The organism is Streptomyces hilarionis, from assembly GCF_024539675.1.
In the GTDB taxonomy this organism is placed as follows: Bacteria; Actinomycetota; Actinomycetes; order Streptomycetales; family Streptomycetaceae; genus Streptomyces; species Streptomyces hilarionis.
In genome coordinates this window covers 42,911-52,674 of record NZ_JAHHIT010000070.1, presented here as the reverse complement: position 1 = coordinate 52,674, position 9,764 = coordinate 42,911, and the positions used below count along the sequence as shown (strand labels likewise).

Genomic DNA, 9,764 nt, shown 5'->3' with positions numbered 1-9,764 from the left:
GGGGGGGCGGGGCCGGGGCCGGGCGCCTACGGTCCGGCGGTCTCGTCCCCCGCGCTCTTCTTCCTCCCCGGGTCGGGCAGCGCGTTGGTCATGCCGGGCAGGAAGTCCGTGAACAGGTCGTGCACCTCCAGCACGAGCGGGCGCAGCACCCGGAACCGGGCCAGCGCCACGCCCCGCGCGGTCAGCCGGGCGCCCCGCCCGGCCAGCCGGTAGCTGCGCTCGCGCCCTTCGGTGCGGTCGTAGATCCAGTACATGACCAGGCCCATCTGCGAGAGCCACATCAGCTCCGGCAGCACCTCGCGCAGTTCCTCCGGCACCTTCGCCTTCGAGCCCGCCAGCACCTCCTTGTGGACGGCGATGGCCTGCACGCGGGCGGGCTCCGACTCGGCGGAGAAGGGGCTGAGCGGGCTGTCCGGGTCGGCGGCGTTCTTGAAGAACTGCACGGCGAACTCGTGATACGGCTCCGCCACCTCCAGCCAGACGCGCAGCACGCCCGCCAGCCGGGCCTCCAGGCTCGTCTCCCGCGCCAGGACGTCCCGGACCGCCTCCCGGTGCTCCGCGGCCAGCCGGTCGTAGAAGCCCTGGATCAGGTGTTCCTTGCCGGCGAAGTAGTAGTAGGCGTTGCCGACGGAGACCCCGGCCTCCTGGGCGATGGCCCGCATCGTCGTCCTGTCGTAGCCGCGCTCCTGGAACAGCCGCATCGCGGTCTCCAGGATCAGCGCGCGCGTCTGCTCGGACTTGGACGCGGGAGCGCCCTCGCGGGAGGGGGACGGGGAAGCGGCCTCGGCGGGGCCGTCGTTGTCAGCGGGCACGGACGAAAGCCTAGTCAGTGGCGCAGTGGCCGTCGGCACAGGCGGGCGGGTGATGGGTCCAGCCCACGAACGGGTCGTACGTCCACCCGTCGCCGCGCCGGTAGACGCCCCCGCCCCAGCCGACGCCGCCGCGCTCCTGTCCCTGTCGCCACTTGGCGGCGGAGAGGACCGCGGCCCGCGCGATCCTCGCCCCGGCGGGGGTGGACAGCCGGTGGGCCAGCGGGCGGTGCTCGCGCAGCGCCCACAGGACGACTATCCAGGCGGCGGCCCCCCGGTAGACCTGACCGGCGTCGCCGACGACGGTGATCTCCTCGAGGGTGGCGCGGTGGTCGAGGCCGGGCAGGCGGGCGCACGCCTCGGCGGAGCCGGCCGGGACGAACTCCAGCGGCACCAGCTGCGGCTGCCGGCCCAGCCACTCGCGCAGGAACCGGCACAGCGAGCACCCGGCGTCGTAGAGGACGGTGAGCCGGCGGACCGGGACGCGGCGGGCGTCCCGGTCCGCCCGGTCGGCCTCGCGGGCCGGCACGGTCCTCACGCCCCGGTCGCGGGCGCCGACGGGGTCGTCCACCCCTGGGGGCCGACCGGCGGCACCTGCTCGCGCTCCATCACCCCGCGCCGCCGGATCCGGTTCAGCACGTACACGTTGGCCAGGTGCATCGCGCCGAGCACCAGCAGCACCACGCCGAGCTTCGTCGACAGGGCCTCGAAGACGCCCCGGGCGTCCTCGATCGTCTCGTCGCCGCTCAGGTAGAGGGCGACGAAGCCGAGGTTGATCAGGTAGAAGCCGACCACCAGGAGGTGGTTGACGGCGTCGGCGAGCTTCTCGTCGCCCTGGAGCACGTCGGCGAGGAAGACGCGCCCGTTGCGACTGAGGGTCCTGGCCACCCAGATCGTCAGCCCGATGCTGACGACCAGGTAGATGACGTAGGCGATGACCGTGCGGTCCATGTTCCCCACCCCTTCTTGAACGCGTTCAAAACGCTGTCGGGGATGACTCTAGCGCTGTTTTTGAACGCGTTCAACAGGGGGGTGGGCCGGAGGTCCGGTCCCTAACGCCGGCCCAGCTCGGGCCGCTTGGAGTAGTCCGAGAACCCCAGGACGTTCCCCCACGGGTCCGCGATCTCGACGGTCCACCCGGTGGCGACGGCGAACGGCGGGTCGAGCGGGGGGATGCCGGCCTCGGCCAGTCGCCCGGCCGTCGCCCGCGCGTCCGCCACCTCCAGCCACACGCGTGTGGCCGGCCACGGCGGCGGCCGGTGCCCCAGGGCCTCCTCCTGCCGCAGCAGGACGCCGGGGGTCTCGCCTCCGACCCTCAGCGCGGCGATGCCGCCCTCGTCGAACCGGAACGCCGTCGTGAACCCGGCCCGTTCGTAGAAGCCCACGGCCTCGGCGAGGTTCCCGACCGGCAGCAGCACGTTGTCGAACCCGAGCAGTTCGTACGACTCGTCATCTGACATGCGGTCACATTAGGTACACCGGCCGGGCGGCCCCGGAGGGCTTGACCGAGGGGTCACCCGGGCGGGGGAGGGGCGGCGGGCGAAAGGGGTTGTGCGCCACGCGGATCCGTGAAAGATGGCCGCATGTGGATCGATCTCATCTCCTCGCTGTCCGCCGACGTCAAGCTCGGCGGACCTGGATGCGAGGAGGAAATGCGGGCGGCCGAGGCCGTGCTGGGGCACCCGCTTCCGGCCGCGCTCAAGGACTTCTGGCGGGTCGCGGACGGCGCGCACGACGAGCACGGGTTCGCCCTCGTGTGCTCGGTCGGCGAAGTGATGGGCCGCAACCTGGAGTTCAGGAGCTCGGCCGACTTCCGCGACCTGTACATGCCCTTCGATCCGCTGCTGCTGTTCGGCGAGAGCGGCGGGGGCGACCTGTTCGCCTGCGTCGTCAGGCCGCAGCGGCCGGACGTCTTCCTCTGGGACCACGAGAGCGACAGCCGCCGCTGGGTCGCCAACGACCTGGAGGACTACCTGCGCCGCCGCCTCGGCGACGACCCGGAGTGGTACGCGTCGTGGTGAGCCTGGTCAGTCGCTCTTCTTCGGGCGGCCCGCCGCGAGGGTCTCGGCGGCCTCCAGGGTGACCTCGGCCCCCACCGAGCCGGGGAGGACGGCCGCCTCCCCCGGGGAGTAACGGCGGTGGATGGAGTACCCGTCGCCGGAGGGGCCGGTGAGAACGTGGATGCGTTCGTTCTCACGGTCGACGATCACGTACACCGGGATGCTCGCGACCGCGTAGGCGGGGACCTTGTGACGAAGGTCCAGGCCGGGGTTGTCCGACGTCACCTCGAGGACCATGCGGAAGCAGGCAGGGGCATAGCGGTCGTCCGTCACCGCATGGGCGTCGACGTCGGCGTCCACGATCGAGAGGTCGGGAACGGCGTAATCCTCGGGGCCGGTGGGGAGCCGGACCGCCACCCTCTGCAGGACGACGCCGTCGGAGTCGTCGATGCCCGCCCTCAGGTATGCCGCCGTCACGGCGGTGAGGACGGCTGCATGTGCGCTGTCGGGCAGCGGCGTCACCATCAGGACTCCGCCGATGATCTCGAAACGGTGTCCGGGATTGCGCTCGGCGAGGTGCTCGGCCCACGTGGTGAGGGTGGGGCGGGTCGGTCGCGTCGTCGCCATGCGGGCATTGTCCTGGTCCCTGCGGCTGGGCGGGGCTCTCCCGGCAGCACCTCACCCGTGCGGGTGCCGTACGCCGAAGGGCCCCGCTTCCCGGTGGAAACCGGGAAGCGGGGCCCTCGGAACGACATGCCTCAGGTCGGCGTCAGAAGCGGCGCGTGATCAGCGCCCGCTTCACCTCCTGGATCGCCTTCGTGACCTCGATGCCACGCGGGCAGGCGTCCGTGCAGTTGAACGTCGTACGGCAGCGCCAGACGCCGTCCTTGTCGTTCAGGATCTCCAGCCGCTGCTCGCCCGCCTCGTCACGCGAGTCGAAGATGAAGCGGTGGGCGTTGACGATCGCCGCCGGGCCGAAGTACTGCCCGTCGTTCCAGAACACCGGGCAGGACGACGTGCACGCCGCGCACAGGATGCACTTGGTGGTGTCGTCGAACCGCTCGCGGTCCTCCGCGGTCTGGAAACGCTCGCGCGTCGGCTCGTTGGTGTCCTTCGTGATCAGGAAGGGCATCACGTCCCGGTACGCCTGGAAGAACGGCTCCATGTCGACGACCAGGTCCTTCAGGACCGTCAGACCCTTGATGGGCTCGACCGTGATCGGCTTCGCGGGGTTGATGTCCTTGATCAGCGTCTTGCAGGCCAGACGGTTCTTGCCGTTGATCCGCATCGCGTCCGAGCCGCAGATGCCGTGGGCGCAGGAACGGCGGAAGGTGAGGGTGCCGTCGACGTCCCACTTGATCTTGTGGAGGGCGTCGAGGACACGCTCCTTCGGGTCGATCTCCAGCTGGAAGTCTTCCCAGACCGCCTCGGCCGAGACCTCGGGGTTGAAGCGGCGCACACGGAGGGTGACCGTGATGTACGGGGAGTCGGCGAAGCCGGGCTCGGGGGCGCCGGCCGCGTCCGCCTTGTCGAGGGTCGGGGTTGCCATCAGTACTTACGCTCCATCGGCTGGTAGCGGGTCTGGACGACCGGCTTGTAGTCGAGACGGACGGTCTCGGTGCCGTCGTCGCCCACCTCGCGGTACGCCATGGTGTGGCGCATGAAGTTGACGTCGTCGCGGTTGGGGTAGTCCTCGCGGTAGTGACCGCCGCGGGACTCCTTGCGGGCCAGCGCGGAGACCGCCATGACCTCGGCCAGGTCCAGCAGGTTGCCCAGCTCGACGGCCTCCAGCAGGTCCGTGTTGAACCGCTTGCCCTTGTCCTGGATCGACACGTTCTTGTAGCGCTCGCGCAGCTCGGCGATCTTCTCGACCGCCGTCTTGATCGTCTGCTCCGTGCGGAACACCATGACGTTGGCGTCCATGGTCTCCTGAAGCTCGCGGCGCAGGACCGACACCCGCTCGGTGCCCGTCGACGCCCGCAGCCGCTCCACCTGGGCGACGACCAGCTCGGCCGGGTTCTCCGGCAGCTCGACGTAGTCGGCCTTCTGGGAGTACTCGGCGGCGGCGATGCCCGCGCGGCGGCCGAACACGTTGATGTCCAGCAGCGAGTTCGTGCCCAGACGGTTCGCGCCGTGCACCGACACGCAGGCGACCTCGCCGGCCGCGTACAGGCCCGGGACGACCGTCGTGTTGTCGCTGAGGACCTCGCCCTCGACGTTCGTCGGGATGCCGCCCATGGCGTAGTGCGCGGTGGGCTGGATCGGGATCGGGTCCGTGTAGGGCTCGATGCCGAGGTAGGTCCGCGCGAACTCCGTGATGTCGGGCAGCTTGGCGTCCAGCTGCTCCGGCGGGAGGTGGGTGAGGTCGAGGTAGACGTGGTCGCCCTCGGGACCGCAGCCGCGGCCCTCACGGATCTCCGTGTAGATGGACCGGGACACGACGTCACGCGACGCCAGGTCCTTCATGACCGGCGCGTACTTCTCCATGAAGCGCTCGCCGTCCTTGTTGCGCAGGATGCCGCCCTCACCGCGGGCGCCCTCCGTCAGCAGGATGCCCATGCGCCAGATGCCGGTCGGGTGGAACTGGAAGAACTCCATGTCCTCCAGCGGCAGCCCGCGCCGGTACACGGCCGCCTGGCCGTCACCGGTCAGGGTGTGCGCGTTCGACGTCACCTTGAAGAACTTGCCGCAGCCGCCGGAGGCGTAGATGACGGCCTTCGCCTGGAAGACGTGGATCTCGCCGGTGGCCAGCTCGTACGCCACGACGCCGGCCGACCGCTTGACGCCGTCGACCTCGGTGATCAGCTGGTCGAGGACGTAGAACTCGTTGTAGAACTCCACGCCCTCCTTCACGCAGTTCTGGTACAGCGTCTGAAGGATCATGTGACCGGTGCGGTCGGCCGCGTAGCAGGACCGGCGGACCGGGGCCTCGCCGTGGTTGCGGCTGTGACCGCCGAAGCGGCGCTGGTCGATCGTGCCGTCGGGCGTCCGGTTGAACGGCAGGCCCATCTTCTCCAGGTCGAGGACGGAGTCGATGGCCTCCTTCGCCAGGATCTCGGCGGCGTCCTGGTCGACCAGGTAGTCACCGCCCTTGACCGTGTCGAAGGTGTGCCACTCCCAGTTGTCCTCCTCCACGTTGGCGAGCGCGGCGGCCATGCCGCCCTGCGCCGCGCCCGTGTGGGAGCGGGTGGGGTAGAGCTTGGTCAGCACGGCGGTGCGGCTGCGCTTCGTCGACTCGATGGCGGCGCGCATACCGGCGCCGCCGGCGCCGACGATGACGGTGTCGTACTTGTGGATCTTCATGATTCTCGCAGCCCCGTGCCTAGCGGATGTTCGGGTCGAAGGTGAAGATCACCAGCGTGCCCAGCAGGATGGTGAACACCGTGGCGGTGTAGAGCAGGCCCTTCAGCCAGAGCCGGGTGTTCGCGCGCTCCGCGTAGTCGTTGACGACCGTGCGCAGACCGTTCGCGCCGTGCAGCATCGCGAGCCACAGCATCAGCAGGTCCCAGACCTGCCAGAACGGGGAGGCCCAGCGGCCGGCCACGAAGGCGAAGCCGATCTTGGAGACGCCGCCGTCCAGGACGAGCTGGATCAGCAGGTGGCCCAGGACCAGGACGACCAGCACGACGCCGGACAGGCGCATGAACAGCCAGGCGGCCATCTCGAAGTTGCCCCGGGTGGACTTCGGGGTCTTCTTCGTGCGCTTGCGCGGGGCCTCGATGACGGGCGCCGGGTTGTCGACGCCGTAGAACGCGCCGTCCTCGACGGGGCCGATCCCGGCTGCGGTGGATTCAGTGGTGGCCATCGGTGTCAGCTCCCGAACAGTTCACGAGCGGCGTGCCCGAGAACGGGGTAGATCGCCCCGAGCATCAGCACGAGCCACAGGCCCACGACGCTCCAGAGCATCTGCTTCTGGTAGCGCGGGCCCTTCGACCAGAAGTCGACGGCGATGACGCGCAGACCGTTGAGCGCGTGGAAGAGGATGGCGGCGACGAGGCCGTACTCCAGCAGCGCGACGATCGGGGTCTTGTAGGTGGCTACGACCTTGTCGTAGTCCTCGGGGGAGACACGCACGAGCGCGGTGTCGAGCACGTGGACGAACAGGAAGAAGAAGATGAGGACGCCGGTGACTCGATGAGCCACCCAGGACCACATTCCTTCCCGGCCGCGGTACAGCGTTCCAGCCGGCACGGAAGAACCCTCCGGGAGCGGGGATCAGGGCCGGCCGGCTTCGGTGTCGGACGGGCCCGGCCGGGTACGGTCCACCGGCCCCCAGCATCGTAGCGATGCACCGGCGCTGGGCTTACGCCGGGCCTACCGGTGTGATCAAAGTGGCACGCGTATGGGTGAGCGTCCGCGGCCCGCGGGGCGGATCGAGGGGGCTTCTGCCCCGCAATGGGCGCCTATGCGCCCCGCGCGGGTCCGTCGTGGCAGGTCGCGGCCCGGCGCGCCGCCGCGCGGATCACGCTCCCGTGCCCCGGAAGCGGCTCGCGAGCCGCGCCTTCCCCAGACGGCGCAGTTCCTCGGCCGCCACCACCCGCTCGTCCTCGGGATCGTTCGCCAATCGTGACCGGATGCCTTCCAGGACGTGGTCCAGGCGCTCGTCCGGCGGGACGGCCGCCAGGCTGATGACGAACGCGTGGCCGAAGCGGGCCTCGTAGGCGGCGTGCGCCGCGCGCAGGGCCGTGTGGGCCGCGCCGTACACGTCCTCCGGCAGGGCGGGCAGGGTCTCCGCGGCCAGCGCCTCCGCCAGATCGCCCGAGGTCAGGTCGTAGGCCGCCTCGTCCGACGCGGCCAGCAGGGCGTCCAGGGTCGGGTAGGGCCGGTGGGCGGCGACCCGGCGGGCCCAGCTCGGGCTGCGCAGACAGGCGAGGAGGGTGCGGTGGGCCTCGTCGACGGGCGCGGAGTTGAAGCCGTCGAGCAGGGGTGCGCGTGAGGTCCGGGTCTGCGCCGGTATGGCGAGGCAGCCGGAGAGTGGGGAGGGAGGGTGCGCAGGCAGCGTGGATCCTCGCGTCACGTGTGATGTGGCAGGGGATGCAGTGAAGGATGTGTCGCTACGTTATCGAGAGCGGTCAGTACGTGTCTGACGGACGCCCGAATTTCACTCGAACGAGAGAGTTTCAGCACGTGTCGTGGACCCCGTCGCGCGGTCTTCGACGCGCCTGTCCGGGACGGGAGTCGTACGGTTGGCGGGGTGAGCAGGCACAGGCATCGGCGTTCGACGCCGAAGACGGAGCCGCAGCGCGGACCGCGGCGCGGGACACGGGGCGCGGCGGCGCCGCGGGCGCTGCTGGCGGGCGGGCTGGTCGCTGCGCTGGGCGTCGGACTGGGCCTGTGGGCCTCGTCGGACGAGGACGCCGGGACGCCGGCCGGGTCGGCCGCCTCCCGGCAGGCCGCCAGGAGCCAGAGCGCCGCCGCCACCGCGGCGGCGCCGCCCCCGGCCGCGCCGACGCCCAGCCGCTCCTACGCCCTGTCGACCGCGCCCCGGACCATCCCCGCCGTGCGCGCCCACACCCCGGCGCGCGGCCCGGGCTGGCGCCCCGCCGCCGCCCGCCGGGTCGTGGTGAGCGACGCCGGCCTCGCCGACGAGGGCCGGCTGGTCGCCGGCGAGCTGGGGCTGACCTACGCCGGGCAGAAGAACGACGTGCGCGCCGGGGACCTGCGGCTGGCGCTCAACGACGACGAGGGCGCGAACCCGGAGTCGTACACGATGACCGTGCGCGGCGGACGGGTCACCATCAGCGGGCCCTCCGACGCCGGCGTGTTCTACGGCACCCGCACCCTCAAGCAGGAGGTGCACGGCGGCGGCACGGCCCCCGAGGGCGTCGTGCGCGACCAGCCGGCCAAGCCGCAGCGCGGATTCACGCTCGACATCGCGCGCAAGTACTTCAGCCCCGCCTGGATCGAGGACCGGGTCCGTGAACTCGGCGACCTCAAGTACAACCAGCTCGGCCTGCACTTCTCCGACGACCAGGCCTTCCGGATCCAGTCCGACACGCACCCCGAGATCGTCTCCCGCCAGCACCTCACCAAGGCCCAGGTGAAGAGGATCGTCGACCTCGCGGCGAGCCGGCACATCACCGTCGTGCCCGAGATCGACTCGCCCGGGCACCTGGGCGCGGTCCTCGCCGCCCACCCCGAGCTGCAACTGCGCAACGTGAACGGGGTGGCCACCCGCGGGGCGATCGACATCTCCAAGGAGGACTCCGCGAACCTCCTGGACGACCTCCTCGACGAGTACGCCCCCGTGTTCCCCGGCGCCTACTGGCACCTCGGCGGCGACGAGTACCAGGCCCTGACGGTGTCCAGCCCGGCCGCCTCCTACCCCCAGCTCGCCGCCGCGGCGCGCGCCCGCTACGGAGCCGGCGCGGGCGTGGCCGACCTCACCACGGGCTGGCTCAACGACCGCGCCGACACCGTCCGCGCCCACGACCGCGCCATGCGGGTGTGGAACGACGGCTTCTTCCGCGGCACGTCGGTCAAACCGGCCTCCGACCTCGTGGTCGCCTACTGGACCGGCAAGGAGATCGGGGCGCGCCCGCCGGCCGAGTACCTGGGCGCGGGGCGCAAGATGCTCAACTACAACGACGAGTACCTGTACTACGTCCTCGGCGAGCCCAACGACTTCGCCTACCCCACGGGCCGGCGCATCTACGAGCAGTGGACCCCGCGGGTGCTGCGCGGCACGACGCCCGTGGCCGCGCGGTACGACTCCCAGATCCTCGGCGGCTCCCTGTCGGTCTGGTGCGACCTCGCGAACGCGCAGACGCAGGCACAGGTCGCGGCCGGCATCCGGATGCCGCTGCGGGCGACCTCGCAGAAGCTGTGGGACGCCCGGACGCCCCAGCTGTCGTGGACGCAGTTCACGGCGCTGGCGAACCGGCTGGGCTGAGCCGCCCGGCCGCTCACCGCGAGCGCCCCGCCGGGGGTGCTCGCGGCCCCCGCCGCCCGCCCT

At 71.2% G+C, this 9,764-nt stretch carries 12 protein-coding genes; 2 read left to right on the top strand and 10 right to left on the bottom strand.

Annotated elements, in window-relative coordinates:
• Positions 1-26 precede the first annotated feature (26 nt).
• The 4 genes from KMS84_RS18550 to KMS84_RS18535 form a co-directional block, all read right to left on the bottom strand.
• Positions 27-812, bottom strand: a complete 786-nt coding sequence (locus KMS84_RS18550) for a TetR/AcrR family transcriptional regulator (protein ID WP_256917353.1) — start codon at positions 810-812, stop codon at positions 27-29.
• 10 nt (positions 813-822) lie between these two features.
• On the bottom strand, positions 823-1,347 hold the full coding sequence (locus KMS84_RS18545; protein ID WP_438818953.1) for a thiol-disulfide oxidoreductase DCC family protein: 525 nt from the start codon (positions 1,345-1,347) through the stop codon (positions 823-825).
• Entirely contained in the window at positions 1,344-1,760 is a 417-nt protein-coding gene (locus KMS84_RS18540; RefSeq protein WP_256917352.1) for a hypothetical protein, read from the bottom strand. Before KMS84_RS18540 ends, KMS84_RS18545 begins: the two co-directional genes overlap by 4 nt.
• A 101-nt stretch (positions 1,761-1,861) precedes the next feature.
• On the bottom strand, positions 1,862-2,269 hold the full coding sequence (locus tag KMS84_RS18535) for a VOC family protein (protein WP_256917351.1): 408 nt from the start codon (positions 2,267-2,269) through the stop codon (positions 1,862-1,864).
• 123 nt (positions 2,270-2,392) lie between these two features.
• On the opposite strand from KMS84_RS18535, the gene KMS84_RS18530 reads away from it, so the two are divergent.
• Positions 2,393-2,830, top strand: coding sequence for an SMI1/KNR4 family protein (locus tag KMS84_RS18530; RefSeq protein WP_256917350.1), 438 nt, complete (start codon positions 2,393-2,395; stop codon positions 2,828-2,830).
• A 6-nt stretch (positions 2,831-2,836) separates the two neighbouring features.
• Here the strand turns inward: KMS84_RS18530 and KMS84_RS18525 are convergent, their stop codons facing one another.
• The 6 genes from KMS84_RS18525 to KMS84_RS18500 form a co-directional block, all read right to left on the bottom strand.
• Complete coding sequence (locus tag KMS84_RS18525; protein ID WP_256917349.1) at positions 2,837-3,436, bottom strand: Uma2 family endonuclease; 600 nt, start codon at positions 3,434-3,436, stop codon at positions 2,837-2,839.
• Between the two features lie 142 nt (positions 3,437-3,578).
• Positions 3,579-4,358 (bottom strand): succinate dehydrogenase iron-sulfur subunit, encoded by a 780-nt coding sequence (locus tag KMS84_RS18520; protein ID WP_069771348.1) that lies wholly within the window; start codon positions 4,356-4,358, stop codon positions 3,579-3,581.
• A complete protein-coding gene (gene sdhA / locus KMS84_RS18515) occupies positions 4,358-6,112 on the bottom strand; it encodes a succinate dehydrogenase flavoprotein subunit (RefSeq protein WP_256917348.1) in 1,755 nt (584 codons plus the stop codon). The genes KMS84_RS18520 and sdhA overlap by 1 nt, the downstream gene beginning before the upstream one ends.
• Positions 6,113-6,131: 19 nt before the next feature.
• Positions 6,132-6,614, bottom strand: a complete 483-nt coding sequence (locus tag KMS84_RS18510) for a succinate dehydrogenase hydrophobic membrane anchor subunit (protein ID WP_256917347.1) — start codon at positions 6,612-6,614, stop codon at positions 6,132-6,134.
• 5 nt (positions 6,615-6,619) lie between these two features.
• Complete coding sequence (gene sdhC / locus KMS84_RS18505) at positions 6,620-7,000, bottom strand: succinate dehydrogenase, cytochrome b556 subunit (protein ID WP_078504082.1); 381 nt, start codon at positions 6,998-7,000, stop codon at positions 6,620-6,622.
• 271 nt (positions 7,001-7,271) lie between these two features.
• Positions 7,272-7,826, bottom strand: a complete 555-nt coding sequence (locus KMS84_RS18500) for a 2-oxo-4-hydroxy-4-carboxy-5-ureidoimidazoline decarboxylase (protein ID WP_256917346.1) — start codon at positions 7,824-7,826, stop codon at positions 7,272-7,274.
• A gap of 273 nt (positions 7,827-8,099) precedes the next feature.
• On the opposite strand from KMS84_RS18500, the gene KMS84_RS18495 reads away from it, so the two are divergent.
• A complete protein-coding gene (locus tag KMS84_RS18495; RefSeq protein WP_256917358.1) occupies positions 8,100-9,701 on the top strand; it encodes a beta-N-acetylhexosaminidase in 1,602 nt (533 codons plus the stop codon).
• Positions 9,702-9,764 lie beyond the last annotated feature (63 nt).